At 60.5% G+C, this 15,502-nt stretch carries 8 protein-coding genes and 9 pseudogenes; 6 read left to right on the plus strand and 11 right to left on the minus strand.

Going from position 1 to position 15,502, the window contains the following annotated elements; genetic code table 11:
• On the minus strand, positions 1–230 hold a 230-nt coding region (locus NKI95_RS32715), incomplete at its 3' end, for an IS66 family transposase (protein WP_352721974.1).
• Positions 231–325: 95 nt separating this feature from the next.
• On the opposite strand from NKI95_RS32715, the gene NKI95_RS32720 reads away from it, so the two are divergent.
• A complete protein-coding gene (locus tag NKI95_RS32720) occupies positions 326–733 on the plus strand; it encodes a helix-turn-helix domain-containing protein (protein WP_352721991.1) in 408 nt (135 codons plus the stop codon).
• Here NKI95_RS32720 and NKI95_RS32725 read toward each other — a convergent pair.
• Both NKI95_RS32725 and NKI95_RS32730 read right to left on the minus strand, forming a co-directional pair.
• Positions 642–1,097, minus strand: coding sequence for a transposase (locus NKI95_RS32725; RefSeq protein ID WP_352721976.1), 456 nt, complete (start codon positions 1,095–1,097; stop codon positions 642–644). The genes NKI95_RS32720 and NKI95_RS32725 overlap by 92 nt on opposite strands.
• 18 nt (positions 1,098–1,115) lie before the next feature.
• Entirely contained in the window at positions 1,116–1,988 is an 873-nt protein-coding gene (locus NKI95_RS32730; protein ID WP_352721978.1) for a Mu transposase domain-containing protein, read from the minus strand.
• Positions 1,989–2,181: 193 nt separating this feature from the next.
• On the opposite strand from NKI95_RS32730, the pseudogene NKI95_RS32735 reads away from it, so the two are divergent.
• Positions 2,182–2,703 (plus strand): annotated as a pseudogene (locus NKI95_RS32735) (IS256 family transposase); the annotation flags it as partial.
• 12 nt (positions 2,704–2,715) lie between these two features.
• Here the strand turns inward: NKI95_RS32735 and NKI95_RS32740 are convergent.
• Positions 2,716–3,931, minus strand: a pseudogene (locus NKI95_RS32740) (IS110 family RNA-guided transposase).
• Between the two features lie 270 nt (positions 3,932–4,201).
• Between NKI95_RS32740 and NKI95_RS32745 the strand changes: the two are divergent.
• A pseudogene (locus NKI95_RS32745) lies at positions 4,202–4,411 on the plus strand (transposase); the annotation flags it as partial.
• A gap of 139 nt (positions 4,412–4,550) precedes the next feature.
• On the opposite strand, the gene NKI95_RS32750 reads toward NKI95_RS32745, so the two are convergent.
• Together NKI95_RS32750 and NKI95_RS32755 are read right to left on the minus strand one after the other, a co-directional pair.
• Entirely contained in the window at positions 4,551–5,255 is a 705-nt protein-coding gene (locus tag NKI95_RS32750; protein WP_352721980.1) for a class I SAM-dependent DNA methyltransferase, read from the minus strand.
• Positions 5,252–5,701 carry an NAD(P)-binding domain-containing protein gene (locus NKI95_RS32755; RefSeq protein ID WP_352721982.1) on the minus strand — a complete coding sequence of 150 codons (450 nt, stop codon included), beginning with the start codon at positions 5,699–5,701 and terminating at the stop codon, positions 5,252–5,254. The genes NKI95_RS32750 and NKI95_RS32755 overlap by 4 nt, the downstream gene beginning before the upstream one ends.
• 224 nt (positions 5,702–5,925) lie before the next feature.
• On the opposite strand from NKI95_RS32755, the pseudogene NKI95_RS32760 reads away from it, so the two are divergent.
• Positions 5,926–6,646: pseudogene (locus NKI95_RS32760) on the plus strand (IS6 family transposase).
• A 113-nt stretch (positions 6,647–6,759) separates the two neighbouring features.
• Here NKI95_RS32760 and NKI95_RS32765 read toward each other — a convergent pair.
• The 4 genes and pseudogenes from NKI95_RS32765 to NKI95_RS32785 all read right to left on the minus strand — a co-directional run.
• Positions 6,760–7,062, minus strand: coding sequence for an IS4/Tn5 family transposase DNA-binding protein (locus NKI95_RS32765; RefSeq protein ID WP_352721984.1), 303 nt, complete (start codon positions 7,060–7,062; stop codon positions 6,760–6,762).
• Between the two features lie 366 nt (positions 7,063–7,428).
• Positions 7,429–8,758: pseudogene (locus NKI95_RS34590) on the minus strand (CapA family protein).
• Between the two features lie 326 nt (positions 8,759–9,084).
• Positions 9,085–9,647 (minus strand): annotated as a pseudogene (locus NKI95_RS32780) (transposase); the annotation flags it as partial.
• Positions 9,638–10,242: pseudogene (locus NKI95_RS32785) on the minus strand (IS5 family transposase); the annotation flags it as partial. The pseudogenes NKI95_RS32785 and NKI95_RS32780, both read right to left, overlap by 10 nt.
• Positions 10,243–10,440: 198 nt before the next feature.
• Here NKI95_RS32785 and NKI95_RS32790 point away from each other — a divergent pair.
• Together NKI95_RS32790 and NKI95_RS32795 are read left to right on the plus strand one after the other, a co-directional pair.
• A pseudogene (locus NKI95_RS32790) lies at positions 10,441–11,466 on the plus strand (IS110 family RNA-guided transposase).
• Positions 11,467–11,847: 381 nt separating this feature from the next.
• A pseudogene (locus NKI95_RS32795) lies at positions 11,848–13,332 on the plus strand (IS1380 family transposase).
• Between the two features lie 199 nt (positions 13,333–13,531).
• On the opposite strand, the gene NKI95_RS32800 reads toward NKI95_RS32795, so the two are convergent.
• Positions 13,532–15,307, minus strand: a complete 1,776-nt coding sequence (locus NKI95_RS32800; protein WP_352721990.1) for a CocE/NonD family hydrolase — start codon at positions 15,305–15,307, stop codon at positions 13,532–13,534.
• Positions 15,308–15,502 lie beyond the last annotated feature (195 nt).

Genomic DNA, 15,502 nt, shown 5'->3' on the forward strand with positions numbered 1-15,502 from the left:
GTCTCAATGATGCTGAGCACGACCGCTGACCGCTCGGCCGCGGCGAAGCTGCCCGAGAAAAGCCAATTGCGCCTGCCGACCGTAAATCCGCGAATGGCGCGCTCCGCGATGAGGTTGTCGGGCTCGAGCTGGCCATCGTAGAGGAAGCGATTGTGCGCATTTCGCAAAAACGGGACAGTCGTTCCGCTAAATCGCGGACAGCAGTGGAGTGCACCCCTCGACCGAGACAAATAAATAGCGGACAGTTTCTGGATTGCAGGGACTGGAAATGGTTGGAAGAAAGCCGAGATTTAGCGAAGAAGAGAAACTCTCCATGCTCCTGCGGATGCAAAGCGGGGAGAACGTCAGCCGGCTGGCGGATGAACTGGGTATTCACCGCCAACGCTTATATGCTTGGCGTGAACAGTTGCGGGTGTGTGGCAATCTAACGCCCAGCCGACAGGGGCGTCCAAAGAAGCGGCCTCCCGAGGCACCACCAGATCGGCAAGCCTTGACGGCAGGTTTTGCACTGTCGGCTGAACAGCGTCGTGCCGATGGGTTGACAAAGCCCGTCGCCGCATTGTCGAACTTGAACGCAAGATTGGGCAGCAACAGGTTGAACTTGATTTTTTTCAAGAAGCCTTGCGGCATGTCAGGGGCAGTCAACAGCAGAAAGACGCACCTGGCGGTGCAGCGTCTTCGAAGTCCTTCAAAAAATGACAGCCCATGTGCCGCAAGGCTCTCCAGGAATTGAACAGATGTGCCGTCTCGCCGGTGTCAGCCGGCGGGTCCGGGCAATCGGCGACGGGACGCTCGACCTCGGGCAGATCGTTCACTTCGATCCGCGCGAAAGTTGCCACCGCCCGATCGGCCTCGAGCTCGCCGCCGGCCATCTGCTTGCGCCAGGCATAGAGTTGTGACGGAGCTACACCGAACGCCTCCGCGACCTCGGTCACCGACGACCCCGCCGCGCTCGCCAGATCGACCAACGCGCGCTTCTCCGTGCAACTCCACGGCCTTCGTTGCCGCACGCACCCGGGCACCGTTGTAAGATCTTCGGCCGCCGCGGCGCCGCTTAACTCGGCGACCATATCGCCCGTTGCATGTTCCAACGTCATGGCGCGAAAACTCCATGTTCATCGGCCTCTTGCAAGGTGCCTTGGCCGCTTACAATGAAAGTAATCAGGGCCACGCAGATTGGCGTGATCGACGATGGCGGTCGGTTCGGCGGAATGCCTTGCGGCCTTGTGATTGGCGATGAGCGAGGCGATGCTCTTGCAGTTCAGCCCACCGATCTCGACAGCGCGGGCTGACACGGCTTCGGCGCGATCGCGTGTGACATCGCGAAACAGGCGCAGGACCCCCAGGCATGTCCGAAAGCCTTGTTCAGGATGTGGGCGGCTGGCCAGGATTGCGACAACCAAGCCTTCCGTCTCGGGCCCGACGGATGCGGCCCAGCGACGGAAACGATCCGGCGTCCACTCGGCATATCGCCGGTGGGAGCTGGGCATATGATCCGGATCCGTCCCATGACGAGGGCCGCCATAGCGGCGCTGATGGACGGCAATGCGCTTGCCGCGGTGGAAGATCTCGATGATGCGTGCCGTTGCTCTCAGATCGACTTGCTGGCGAATGAGGCTGTGGGGCACGGAATAAAAGAAGGTCTTGAACTCGACGTGGCAATCCGTCGAGACGCGGGCCAAACGCCATTCGGCAAACTCGTAATCCTCCAGTGGAAGACTGGCCAAAGCCGGGCGCTCGACTGTCTCGAAGAGCTGCCGGCGACTGACGCCCAGCCGGCGCATGACGTGATCATTGACGCGATCGAGTGCCTGGCGAATGGCGGCATTGGCCCCGGCCAGCGAGAAGAAGGTCTGGTTGCGCAGCCGCCCCAGAATGCATGACTGGGCGAAACGCATGCCGTTCTCGACTTTCGCCAGCACGACCGCAATCTCGCGGGAGCTGGTCCCGCTTCCGGCAAGCCGAAGCATTTGTCTCAACTGTCTCATGGTCAGCCTTCTCTTTGCCGGCATCAAAATGTCCTCGTTCATCGCGAGGTAATTGATGCCAAAGTTGCTGACCCAGGAGGTAATCTTCAGTGCCGAAAACTGGCCGGTCTTTGGTTGGAACGGTGGCCGGCTTCATACCGGAATGGTGGCCGGTGTTTGATCGGAATGCCGGCCGGCTTCACGTCGGAATCCGCAGAAGGTCAAGGCGATCACCAAGGAGCTGTGCGCCCATTCCTTCTCGGCCTCGACGGTGAGCGAGGCAACGGCGCGGCTGGATGAGGCGCTGAAGGCATTCTATGAGCGGCGGCTTGCCGAACCTTATCCCTATCTCATTTGGACGCGCGCTACGAGCGGGCGCGCGAGGCCGGCGTGATCGCCAGCCAAGCGGTCTTGGTGGCGATCGGGGTTGACTGGGAAGACCGGCGCCAAGTGCTCGGTGTCGAGCTGGCCAACCGTGAAAGCCATTCGAGCTGGCGCGAGTTCGTGGCAGGGCTCAAGCAGCGCGGGCTCGCCGGCGTGGAGTTCGTCGTCTCCGACGACCATCCGGGGCTCAGGGCAGCGATCCGGGAAGTCCTGCCTGAGGCAGTCTGGCAGCGCTGTTACGTGCACTTCCTCAGAAACGCGCTCGAATTATGTGCCGCGCAAGGTCGATGACGACTGCCTCCCGGCACGGACGACCACGTGGCAAAGAGCGACGCCTGAGGATGAAAGCGCCGCCGCGCAGCCTTCATAGCCGTTCCTCCTTTGTGGCGTCCGTACGCCGCTTCGGCCCCCTTGGTCGCCATTGGCGGACCATCAGCTCATATGCGTGCTCAGCATGCTCGGCCGCGCCTTCTCCCGGTGCGCAATTCCTTGACATTGTAGGCGTAAGCTGAACCGCGACGACCAACACCGCGTTCGTTGGGCGCGCCGGCCTTGAGGGCGAGTTGTCGCTGCTTCGCCGCCACCAACGCTGGCCTCACCCACAGATAGTCCTCCTGCTTCGTCAGCATGTGCCAGATCAGCATGGCGAGCTTACGGGCGACCGCGACCGCCGCAACCTGATGGCCGCGCTTGTTGCGAATGCGCAGGAAGAAGGCTCTGAGCGGTCCGGGCGCCTTCGCCGCCGCCCAGGCGGCCTCGACCAGCATGGCGCGGGCATGGGAACGCCCGTGCTTGCTGATCCGACCGTACTGAGCGATGCCAACTCCCGACTGGCGCACACGCGGATTGAGGCCGAAGTAGCTCACCAGTTTCTGCGGCTCGCTGAAGCGGCGGATGTCGCCGACGGCAGCGATGATGCCGGTTGCGACGACGGCGTTGACGCCGGTGATCGTCTGAAGCCGACGGACCTACGGATCGTCAACCGCTTCGCGCGCGATATCACCATCAAGGTCTGCCAGATCCTCAGCCAGACGATCGATCTCGCGGATATGTCTGGCGATTGCGGCCCGTTCGTCGTCGGGAAGCACCTGCCGCTCGAGCCAGGCACGGCCGCGATTGTTGAACAGATCGGCATGCGGGCACTTCGGCACGAGGTGCGCCTGCAGGATGCCATGCACCTCGTTCTTCACGCGCGTGCGATGCCGCACGACCTGATTGCGCCGCGCGAAGAGACGGCGAAGCCGCTCGGTCCGCTCGTCGGGAACCCAAACCTCCGGCAGAAAACCGCTGGCGTGAAGCTGCGCCAGAACACCGGCATCGATCTTGTCGGTCTTGATCCTGGCATGAGCGATCGCCTTCACCTGCATCGGGTTGGCGACAATCACCCAGTCGACGAAAGGCGAAAGCACCCGCACCACCGCCATGGCGTTGCCGGTCGCCTCGACAACGACCTCGTCCGTCCTGTTCAAGCTGCGGCCAAATCCCTCCGGTCCGGAGCGGGTCATGTCGACCCGTCCGTGATGGCGCAGCCGGCCATCTTCCCAGAAAACCACTTCCGCAAAAGTGCGGTGGATGTCCATTCCAATTACACGTCTCATTGGCTCCCTCTCTCCTTGAACAATCGGGAGCCGGCGGGCGACGCGACACCTACGGATCCGCGCTCTCGGCGCAACCGGCAGGTCGCAGGGGCGGCCAGCTACTAACGTGAGCTTGCAGCTCATCGAATACATCGGCCTGCCCGCACTTGGCGTGCTCCCGGTGCCCCTGTCCCGGATGGTCACACCATACGCCGGAAATCTCGCATCTCCAGCGGGGGATCAGATGGCACCGTCATGATGATCATACCGGTTACCAATCCGATCGAGAGTCTCAACGGCGAGATCAAGCGCCGCACCGAGGTCGTTGGAATCTTCGACGATGCCATCGTGCGCCTCGTCGGCGCAATCCTGCTTGAACAGAACGATGAATGGGCCGTGCAGCGGGCCAGATATATGACCCTGGAAACAATCAGCCAGATGAGCGATGATCCCCTGATCAGCCTGCCAGCCGTGGCGCGCTGATCAGCCCGGCCATGCCGGAGAGGACGGCGACCAATGCCGCCAGCTACACCACGCCGCGGGACACGATCCAGTGCTCACGCTCTTCGCGTCGCGTTGCATCGGCTGCCAGTTTCATCAGTGATGATTTGCGGTAGCGTGATCATCGCTGCACCCTTGATGCGTTGGCTTTATCGGTCACCCGGAAAACCCAATAATGTGCGCTGTCCTCCGCGATGTATTTGCCGTCATTTAGGCACAGTGCCGTCACAAGCACGCCCGCATCCTGCAGACGCCGCACCTCATCTTCAAAGGATGTGGCCTCCGCATAGCTCTTGCGGGTGCTTGCGATGACGAATCCATTTGGGCGCGTCACGCGCGCGAGTTCGCGCAGTGCGTCCGGTCGGATGTGGCCGAGCGTGAAGACGCCGCAGCAGATCGTGATGTCATAGCTCGCGCTGGAGTAGTCGGAGAGCGGCCCGTTAAGGTCGACATCGCCTCGGACAAGCCGGTAGACGCGGGTTTTCCGGGCCTGTTCGGCCATCTCCTCGGAGAAGTCGATCCCGTCGATCAACCGGAAGCCGAGGCGTTCCAGTTCCACGCCGACGAGGCCCGTTCCGCAACCAGCGTCCAGGATTGCGACGGCAGTTCGTTCGCTTGCCAAATAGGCTGTCTGCACGGCACCCGCCAGTTCCGCAACGACTATCGGCGCGCAGTATCCACGGCGGCCGACATCTAACTCGTAGGATGTGGCCCATCCGCGATAGAAGTGGGCCAAGCGAACGGCGTCGCCGTCGAGGGCATGGGTATCCTTGATGCGTTTTCGCGCAGCTTGCTCCGGTGTCGTCTGCTGATCGCGGGTGTTCATGACAGTTCCTCCGTACAGGGGCAGATAAATTGCGGTATAGTCGTCGGCGGCGGCGCAATGGCACCGGCTAAATCTATAAGCTGTTGGTTGCCGTATACGCGGGCCACGTCGCGTGGTGCGTCATGCCATCGGGCGCCTTTTTCGACAACCTCTTTCGAGGGTGCGGGATCGATGCCGTAGACGTCCGCCGGATAGCCGGATTCCAGGAGCTTGTCGATCATCGGTCCGCCCATGCTGCCGGTACTAAGAATCCGATTCGTTCGACATTGTGGATAATGAGTGGTGCGCACGGCGCTTCCTCCAGCCTCTACAGCAGGTACGAGACTTCCTTTCGCAAATAAATTTACGATCTGACCCGGACAAGGATCACGACCCGATGGCAAAGGAATGTCTAGCGGATTGATGCAAATGACAAGCAGATATATATGAATAAAAACAATGGACATTATTACATCTTATTTGCCGTCACTTAATATATGGCATAATAAAGAATCACAATTCGCGAATCTTTAGGGACCGTAGATGGCTGGCTATGGGTTCGGTCTGATGCAGGGTTATCATTCCGGCTGAAGCTCATGGACGAAGCTTCGACTTCGTAGACGAGACCATCTGTCGATCCGACGACCGAAGGGTTTTGAAGGCGTTATCAACTTAACTCGCATTTAGGGATTTGAGGCATGACCGATGGCATGAACACCGCGACCGTCAGAGCTACAAGCGCCATTGTTTCCCGGCGCAGATCATCGGCCCATGCAGTCCGGCTCTACAGGTTCCCCTTGAGCCTGCGTCTGCCGAGGAAATGCTGCTGGAGCGCGGGATCTTGGTTTCGTATGAGACAATCCGCCGGTGGGGCATCAAGTTCGGTCCGCATTACGACTCGCCGCTTGCGCCGCAAGCAGCCCAGTCGAAACGATGTCTGGCACCTGGACGAGGTCGTCATCACCAGCGCCGGCATGAAACACTGGTTGTGGCGCGCCGTCGACCAGGATGGCTATGGGCTCGACGAGATCGTCCAGAACCGCCGCAACACCAAAGCGGCCAAGCGCTTGCTGACGCGGCTGCTGAAGAAGCAAGCCGTCGCGCCGAACCGCATGATCACCGACAAGCTGCGCTCCTATGAAGCAGCCCCGCGACAGGTGATGCCGGACGTCGAGCATCCGTCGCACAAGGGATTGAACAACCGGGCGGAGAATGCACATGTGCCGCTGCGAAAACGGGAGCGGATGATGCAAGGCTTCCGATCACCAGGAGCACTGCAACGCTTCGTTTCGATCGTCTCGGCTCTGCGCAATCTCTTCGTCCCGCCCCGCTCCAAATGTTCCGCTCTGGCTACACATGTTCACCGCCTGCAGGCCATGGCGCAATGGAAAGCCGTGGCCATGGTCAGCTGACATCAGCGGCCGCAGGTCTCAACCGTAAATGCAGACAACGTGACATCGCCCGTGCTGCTATTGAAGTGTGCCTCGCACCTCGCCGCATTCGCCAGAACGGCTGGCGGCCAGCCTCACGCCTTCCACGGCGGCCTCCGGCGATCAAACAAGGCCACGATTCCTTCGGCGGCATCAGTCGTTTCCCAGGTATCGGCCAGAACGCTATGTTCGGTCACACGCGGGTTGTCAAAGAAGCGGTAGGCCGCCTTCGCCGCCGCCCAGTCGCCGCAGGCTGCCGGGATTGGCTTGCCCGGCGCAGCTGACATCTGATCCAGCAACCGTCGCAGCCGACGGGCCAGACGCTTGTCGGGAAGGGCCGCCGTAGAAAGCTCTTCCTCCTGCCAAGCGGCTTCGCTGCTGCCGTTCTTGTCTCGCATCCGTGACGCCTCCGTGATTCGGCGTAACGGACAGAATCACGGCAGATTCATACGGGGCAATAGGCCCGCCGACGATGTGGGTAATCGGAAGCCCTACCGGATGCTTACCATACATCACGAAATTCCGGCGTACTCATTCAGAAAGCCCCCAAGGTGATCGCGATTGCTGAGCAAGTAAATCTGCTAGCGTCTTGCGTTAAAAGCCGTTTGAAGATGTTCGCGATATAGCTTTCAGATATGGCATCTGGCCGCGCGCTTGCGAATAAAGCCGAGCCTCGTCCCTGAGCCTTGTCGAGGTCGCCCTGGAGAATTAGCGCCCGAAAACTCCAATTCAAACGCTCCAGTTCTCAGTACGCAGGGTACTACTTACAGTCGTATCAACCCGATGCCATCCTCGATGGCAATATCTGTCCCAAACGGCTTTGAAAGCCTCTGCAGCCGCCTGAGGATGGTCTCTGCCTTCAGCGGTGATGCCAGGCTTTGGCACACCACGCTCAGCCAGCCTATTCGAGTGTCCAAGTTCCACCTGGGAAGAGACGAAGCTCTGCGAGCTCGTTTCCGTCGAATCTGCTCTTCGTGATGACGCTCTCGTAAAATATTGGATCAGAAAATCCTGGGTTGGTTTCATATCCTTGCGACATCTCCGCGACCGTCACCTCCGCATCCGTGTCTAGTCTCGGATCTTTTCCATAGGTGTCAAACATATCAGCACCCATTGGTGTTCGAAGATCATCGAAATCAAATTAGCTAGACTGTAGAAGATTGGCGGACTCCTATAGATCTCAACGCCTCTTAACTGATGGGCCCCGTGCGCGACATAAGCGTCGGCGCCAGCGTCGATTGCCGAATGGGCAAAGGCTTGTTCGTAGTCAGCAGGCTCCTGAATCCAGTTTCCGGGATCGTCGCCATGGTTGGCAACGATACAAAAGTCGGAATATTGCTTTCCACGTCGGATGTTCCGCAAAATATTTGTCACATCGGTTGAATTCGGTACGAAGCTAAACCCGGCTCGCTGCCTGCTTTATATAGCTCGACAAGAATAACCCGATGTTTGAAAGCTTGAACCCGGCAAAGCATTGCGGACTCATTTCAATTCCTCGAGCATCTCTGGCAAGACGATGATATGTCGCGTCAGGCGAAGTGCGTTGATGCCTGGTCTCCCTGGAGCTTCGGCTGCAGGATCGGCTGCCCTTGATTGCGGCGTGAAGGTTGTAGCGCAAGAAACCAGCCCAACGCGGCCGCGAGGTGTCTCGAGGAAGCGCGCTGCTGCGGCCTGTGCGAGGTTCTCACCGGATCCTGCATATACAATGTCATTTTGATCCAACACTTGGCACGTCTCGCGCATGCCTTCAACGCCCCAGTCAAACGTATGGTTGTTTGCGAAGCTGAGGATGTTAAATCCCATCTCCTTGAGGTCGGGACCCAGCGCTGGAAGACTAGCGTGAAAGGCACCGCCGAACTCTGCTTGGGGACTTCCTTTGAACGATCGAATGTCGAAGATGCTGGTCTCCATATTACCTAGGGTGGCGTCGGCCTCTCTCAGAATCTCCACTACGTGACTGAAGCCAGGATGCCTGCCGTTAGTAAGTGGTCGAGATACTATAAGATCTCCCACGGACGCCGGGGTGAAGCCGTCCGAGACGCTTCTTGCTGTGGATCCGGTTGTCTTAGCCGAGTTGATCGGGGTCGAGCGAATGTGTGGTCACGATATTATCCTTAATACTAGCCCGTCTTAGAGTCCTCCCTGATTGGGGTCGTTTTGGTCAAGATGCTCCTGCACTTTTTTGCTGGACCGTTCCGTGGGTCACTCGCTTCTCTTCGCGGTCAGCGCTTGGGCCGCTGCATGATGAGGTCAGGAGAGGAGGCGTCTCAATCTGTTTCACGACCTTGCCGCGATTGGGCCGGCAGGTTCGGGACTCTCAACGAGATCGCCTCGCCCATCGTCCCCAGGGAACGATCCGGGCATCGCCCTTTCGGGCGAAAGGCTTTGTTCGTGTTGCTTGCTCCTCGAGCTATCTCAGTTCACGCGGCCAGGTGAACAGGCTCCTTCCCCAAGCGGAACTCGGTCGCGTCGGCCCACATGCGATGCAGAATGACGGCCAGTTTGCGGGCGACCGCGACCCGGGTCGTGCCATGCCGCGCCGCCTGGCGATGTTCATGCCCCATGCTCTGAGGCTCGACCACTTCTTCGAGCGCACCAGCAGTGTATGGGGCGGCTCATAAAGCGCGGTGCGTGCAAGTTCGTCGCCGCATCGGCTGACCTTTCCCTGGATGTCGCTTTCGCCGGACTGGTAGCGCGCCGGCGTCAGTCCCAGATGCGTCCCCACCGCCTGCGACGAGCCGAACCGCTCAGGCCGGTCAATCGTGGCGCGGAAGGCGAGCGCGGTGATCGGCCCGACGCCCGGCTCGCTCTTCAGCCGCCGGCAGACTTCTTCATTGCGGACGATGTCGAGAACCTGCTTCGTCAGGCGGGCGAACTCTCTCAACATGACACCGAGGATTGCAAGCAGCGGCTCAACCATCGCCATCACCTCGGCGTCAGCGCCCGTCAACTCACGCACGCGGCCGGCAAGATGGCTTTGTCCATGAGCTTCAGCCGGTCATAGGCGCCGTCGGCGAACAGATGCTTGACCCAGGGCCAGCGCTTGCGGATACCATCCAGGATCGCCTGAGCGCCGGCACTGTCGGAGATATCGGCGGTGGTGAGGTTGACCATCAACAGCCGCCCATCCGTATCGGCAATGTGTCGCTTGCGGCCGACAATCTTCTTGCCGGCGTCGTAACCCCTTGTTTCAGCTTGCGGAGCCTTGACCGACTGGCTGTCGATCACGCCAGCCGTGGGACTGGCCTCGCGCCCGGCTCGCTCGCGATCCAGTATCAGCGCCACGTCGTGGATGGTCTGAAACAGAAAGCGCCGCGCCAATTCCCAGAACCAGCCGTAGACCGTCTGCCAGGGTCCGAAATGGATCGGCAGCATCCGCCAACCGCAACCGGAACGGACCAGGTAGCGCACCGCGTTGACCACCTCATAGAAATCAATCTCGCGCGGACGCCGCGACGCCCAGGCTTGGGCATCAGCGGGGCGAACTGCTCCCACTCCTCATCCGTCAAATCAGACGGGTAGCGCTTGGTCTTCTTGGCAATCTGGGCCATCCGGCCACGGCTCTGCTCTGTCCACATCCACAGCTTGAATCATAACCCAGCCTCAGACGGAACCCATAGCAAGCCGATTTCAAAACATGGGGTAATCGCGGGAGCGCGTCGCCCTGATGGCCGGAAGCGGTCGCAAGATTGAAGAGCGGGTGGTTGTTCCCCGATAAGATGGAAGTACGGGCTCACGACTGGATGCCGGGCCCAAGCATCGAACGGAGAACAACCATGTGTGAATATATCGGTCTCGACGTGTCGTTGAAAGAGACGGCGATTTCTGTGCGGCGTGGCGGCAAGCGGATCTGGCGCGGCAAATGCCCCTCCGATCCGAGCCTGGTGGCGGAAGTCGTCCGCAAGCGGGCGGCAGGGGCAGAGCGGGTGGTGTTCGAGACCGGTCCTTTGTCGGTGTGGTTTATCACGCATTGCGCGCGGAAGGGCTTCCGGCGATCTGCATCGACGCCCGGCATGCCAAGACCGCGCTCGACATGGCGCCGAACAAAACGGCCGCCAACGATGCCGATCGGCTTGGCGCATCTGGCCGAGGTCGGCTTCTATCGCGAGGTACGGGTAAAGGGCTATGACAGCATGCTGATCCGCACGCTGGTGGCCGCGCGGACCAGGCTGGTAAGGATCACCACCGAACTCTCAAACCAGATCCGCGGGCTCATGAAGACGTTCGGGCGGGTCGTTCCCCTGAGCAAAGGCGGCAAGTTCGAATATCATCCAGCGCCTGCTTGTGGGTCAGGAAGAGCTTGCGCGTATCATCCTGCCGGTTCTTGAGGCTTGGCGCAGCGTGCGCACCCGCGCCGCCGAGCTTGGACGGCAGCTTATCGCCAGCGCACGACAGAGCGAGGCCTGTCAGTTGCTGATGTCGATCCAGGGGTTGGCGCGGTCACCGCAACCGCGTTCACGACCGCCATAGAGGACCCGGCAAACTTCAAGAAGTCGCGTTCGGTCGGCGCGTGGCTGGGACTGACCACTCGTCGCTACCAATCTGGCGAAGTCGATTATGACGGCCACATCTCCCGACGCGGCGACGCTCATCTGAGAGGGGACTGCTTTATGAAGCAGCAACCGTGATCCTGACGCGCACCTATGCCGAAAGCGAGCTGCGCGCCTGGGGGGGTGAAGCTGCGAGAGAGGATCGGCTTCAAGCGTGCGGCCGTCGCCGTTTGCGCGCAAGCTGGCCGTCATCATGCACTCTATGCTGAATCCGGCGAGCCGTTCAACCGGGCAACCAGCGCCATGGCCTGACACCGCAAGCTCACATGCGCCTGCCCTGAGGCGTACCGAGGCGTCCCTGCCGGGACGTAGGGCGAGCCATTCCGCAGAGGTCGTTGCACCTTCGAGGCAATATGCCCCGAGCGTGCGTTCCAAAACCTTGGAAGGCTCACCCGCGAAGCCCCATCATGCGGCGACTTCATGTCGACCGCGAAGACGACACTGCTCCCCAACGACCAACGACCGCTTCGACGTCCAAAAAAGACTTGCATTTTATGGCGCGATTAGACGACGGTCTCTTATGCACGACGATGGGTCTTTGAGGCTGACGGATGTAGCTTAAGCGATTGATTTGGGGTCATATTCGGTTGCTTAGGCCAACCCTTCCACCGGATCTCGCGAGCCACACCCGCCATGACCGAGGATACGTTGCTGCCGCTGTCTTTTCCAGCCGTTGGACGCAAGAAGATCACAGCTGCGTTTGACGGCGGCCGCATCACATCCGATGGCGGCGTCATGCTTCTGGCGGCCGCCGAACGGCGTTTGCGACTGGCCGACCGGCTTGCAGCTGCGATCCACGAGCCACGTGATCGAGCGCGCGTGACGCACGCCATGGCCGACATCCTGCGCGCCCGCATCTTCGCCATCGCCTGCAGTTATGAGGATGCCAACGATCTCAACCGGCTGCGCACCGATCCAGCCTTCAAGCTCTCCTGCGGACGGTTGCCCGATAGCGGGCTCGACCTGTGCTCGCAGCCGACCTGTTCGCGGCTAGAGAACCTGCCCGACATCAGGACCGTCATCCGGCTCGGCCGAGTGCTGGTCGATCTGTGGCTGTCGAGCTACGCCGCGCCGCCGAAAAGCGTCACGCTCGACGTCGACGATACGCTCGATCTCGTTCAGGGCCATCAGCAGCTGTCTCTCTTCAACGCCCACTACGACGAGCGTTGCTCCCTGCCGATCCATGTCTATGACGCCGCCACCGGCCGCCCGGTCGCCATGATCCTGCGCCCCGGCAAGACCCCGACGGGCGAGGAGATCCGCGGCTATCTGCGCCGCCTCGTGCGCCGCATCCGTGCCCGCTGGCCGACCACCCGTATCCTGATCCGCGGCGATGGCCACTATGGCCGGGCGCAAGTCATGGCCTGGTGCGAGAACAACGGCATCGACTACCTCTTCGGCCTACCCGGCAACAATATACTGCAGCGTCTCGTCGATGAAGTTGCCGACGGTATCCGCACCCGCCGCGCGCTCGACGCAAGCCTGTGCTGCGCGGCTATGCCGAGACCCACTACAAGGCGAAGTCCTGGAAGGCCGAACGCCGCACCTGCGCTCGAATCGAGGCAATCGCGATGGGACATCCGCTTCGTCGTCACCAATCTCGACAAAGGCTCCGCCGAGCACATCTACGACGTGATCTACTGCGCCCGCGGCTAGGCCGAAAACCTGATCAAGATGCGCAAGAGCCAGCTCGCCTCCGACCGCACCTCCTGCCGCTCACCGATTGCCAACCAGGTCCGTCTTGTCCTGCACACCGCCGCATACTGGTTGATGCTCACCCTGCGCGAGGCGGTGCCCACGACCTATCATCTGCGCAACGCCGAGTTCGCTACGCTGCGGCTCAGGCTGCTCAAGCTCGCGCTCGCGTCATCGAAGCCGTCTCGCGCATCCGTCTGGCCTTCGCCGCCGCCTGTCCCGAGGCAAGTCTGTTCCGGGCGCTCGCCAGCAATCTGCTACCGGCAGGACCATGACCGCCGGGGCAGCAGGCCCCGCCGAACCCTACAGCTTCCACTCTCCAGCGCGTTCACAAGTCCAGACACAGCCGCGGTGAAAAAGACGCCGCGTGTCGCCACCTGTCCACCGCTCAGCGGCAAACAAACCCAGATGCGTCACGAATAAGACGGGCTAGTTGCGCCGTCGCTGGCTGCGGCTCGCACGGCATTCGCACTGCTCTTGTTCCGACACCTGATTTTGGGAAACCCGATTCAATCAGATCGGGTCCCGCTCTAGTCTAGCTGCGGGCCAACTGCGCGCAGTATGGGTTTCCGCACAAAAAAATGAGGTCCCGAATCGTAATCATGAACATATTGGCCTTCGCTCACGGCTCGATAATGGGGAGGTCAATGAAACAGCCGGTCGGGCCACGGTGAAACTTGAGGAAAGGTGGTGGGCCGTCGGCGGGGATGTTGGCAAAGGTGGTCTTGTCGCTGCCGGCTAAAACCACCCTCAAGCGGTGACCCGCCGGTAGACGGGCGGAGATCGGATGCAGCGTGAAGGTCAGGATGGCGGCCTCGCCGGGAATGAGCGGTTCGGCGTCGCGTTTAAGGTAGCTGTGTTGCGGTCCAAGAGCGCGGAACGGTGAGTCGGTCCACACCTTCCGGTGCACAGCGCGCAACTGCCCTTCCGTTAGGTAAAGCGACACCCCGTCAGGCTGTACGGCTTCGAGATACACCAAAAAGGCGCCGTCCTCGCGGGTCGAGGTGACGTTTAGGTGGACGATCGGATGTCCGGTGATCTCGAGGTCACGCGTCAACGGCTCGCCGGTGTAGGCGAGGCGAGCGGCGTCAAATTTTCGCCTGTCTCCATAATCCACTTTCAGCCCCGCAGCGATCTGGGTTCCCCACCGGCTCGTCTCAATGTCACCCAACGCAGGATCGACCTGGAGGGTATCGAAGCCCGCCTCTCCAGGCGATGATCGCAGGTGGGAGCCGTTTGCCATGTACCACCGTTGGCGGGTAGCCGCCGGCGGCCATGAGCCGGTCGTTTTCCACGCACCTTCGCCGAGGGTGTAGTAATGGATAACTTTCCCTTGCTCGCGGGCGGCTTGGCCGTTGAAGCACAATTGGGCAAAGCGGACATCATTAGCGTGCTGTGTGGCGTACGTTGGAACGATCGGGTCACCGGGCGCGCGAAGAGGATCATAGGCAAAGTCGCCACCATGGTTCCACGGACCGATGATCACGTTCATTGGATTTGACTGTCCCAGGAAGCGACGAATGTTGCCTTCCACTGTTCCACCGTCAAACCACCCCACCCAGCTCTGAGTTGGGGTGCCTGAGCGGGAGATCCGGTCTGCTACCTCCTGAGTACTCCATTCGAACATCGACGCACCTCCCCAGGTTGTGGGACGATCGTCCTTGAACGTCACCTGCTGAAATCCCTCCAAGGTTGGCGCAGCGCGCTCGTGACCACGCAGCGCCGCGGCAAGCTCGCCCTCGCCGTCGGGTCCTACCGGACGAACGCCCGGCGAGCGCTGGCCGTTGGCGAGAATCTTCACATTGCGATCGAGATCTTTGACGTTACTGGCCCAGGTTTGCACGACGAACAGGTCGGGAATTCCGCCGGGAAAGTAGCACATTTCATAAGGATCGTAGTCGGTAAACCGCGGTATGATGCCTTTGAGTGCTGGATGATTTCGCTCCGCCATCCAGTCCGCCGTGTTGGCGGTGTAGGACAATCCGTAGCCGACCACCTGACCCGTAGACCAGGGCTGGGCGACGATCCAGTCGAGTACTTCGCTGAAATCCAGCGTTTCGGCGCGCGCACGGTGATAGGGCCAGTGGCCGAACGATGCACCGGTGCCGCGAGAATCTCCAACGACAACGGCAAACCCATTTGGAACAAGCAGGTCAGCCCACTCGTTGGACAACTCTCCCTTTGTGCCGCGCCAGTAGCGCGTCATCACCAGAATGGTGTCGCGCTTGGTGTTGGCGTCGTCACCCATTGGACGGAAGACATCCAAGGCAATCCTTACGCCATCGCGCATTGGCACGTACAAGGATTCCACCGGGCCGAGATTGTATGGTCTCGCATCAGCACCATCGAGGTCAAGGCCAAAGATCGAATTTCGTGTTTCCGCACGCGAGAGGCTCATTCAGTTCTCCTGTCTTGGGACAGTTGTTTTTCGGAAATTCTTGGGACAGTTGCTTTTCGGAAATTCCGCCAAAACTCATTGCGCGTCCAATACTTTCGTAGCATGCACTAATCGCGAATGAGCAACAATATCACCCTCAGGCATTTGCGGGCGTTTGTCGCGATCGCGGATTTGGGTGGGTATACCGCCGCGGCC

The organism is Mesorhizobium sp. M0306 (assembly GCF_040321655.1).
Classification (GTDB): Bacteria; Pseudomonadota; Alphaproteobacteria; order Rhizobiales; family Rhizobiaceae; genus Mesorhizobium.

Excerpts from the sequence above, each read along its gene's own strand:
- NKI95_RS32730 (WP_352721978.1), bottom strand. The coding sequence starts at position 1,988 with ATGAGACAGTTGAGACAAATGCTTCGGCTTGCCGGAAGCGGGACCAGC.
- NKI95_RS32725 (WP_352721976.1), bottom strand. The coding sequence starts at position 1,097 with ATGACGTTGGAACATGCAACGGGCGATATGGTCGCCGAGTTAAGCGGC.
- NKI95_RS32720 (WP_352721991.1), top strand. The coding sequence starts at position 326 with ATGCAAAGCGGGGAGAACGTCAGCCGGCTGGCGGATGAACTGGGTATT.
- NKI95_RS32765 (WP_352721984.1), bottom strand. The coding sequence starts at position 7,062 with ATGCGAGACAAGAACGGCAGCAGCGAAGCCGCTTGGCAGGAGGAAGAG.
- NKI95_RS32755 (WP_352721982.1), bottom strand. The coding sequence starts at position 5,701 with ATGTCCATTGTTTTTATTCATATATATCTGCTTGTCATTTGCATCAAT.
- NKI95_RS32800 (WP_352721990.1), bottom strand. The coding sequence starts at position 15,307 with ATGAGCCTCTCGCGTGCGGAAACACGAAATTCGATCTTTGGCCTTGAC.
- NKI95_RS32750 (WP_352721980.1), bottom strand. The coding sequence starts at position 5,255 with ATGAACACCCGCGATCAGCAGACGACACCGGAGCAAGCTGCGCGAAAA.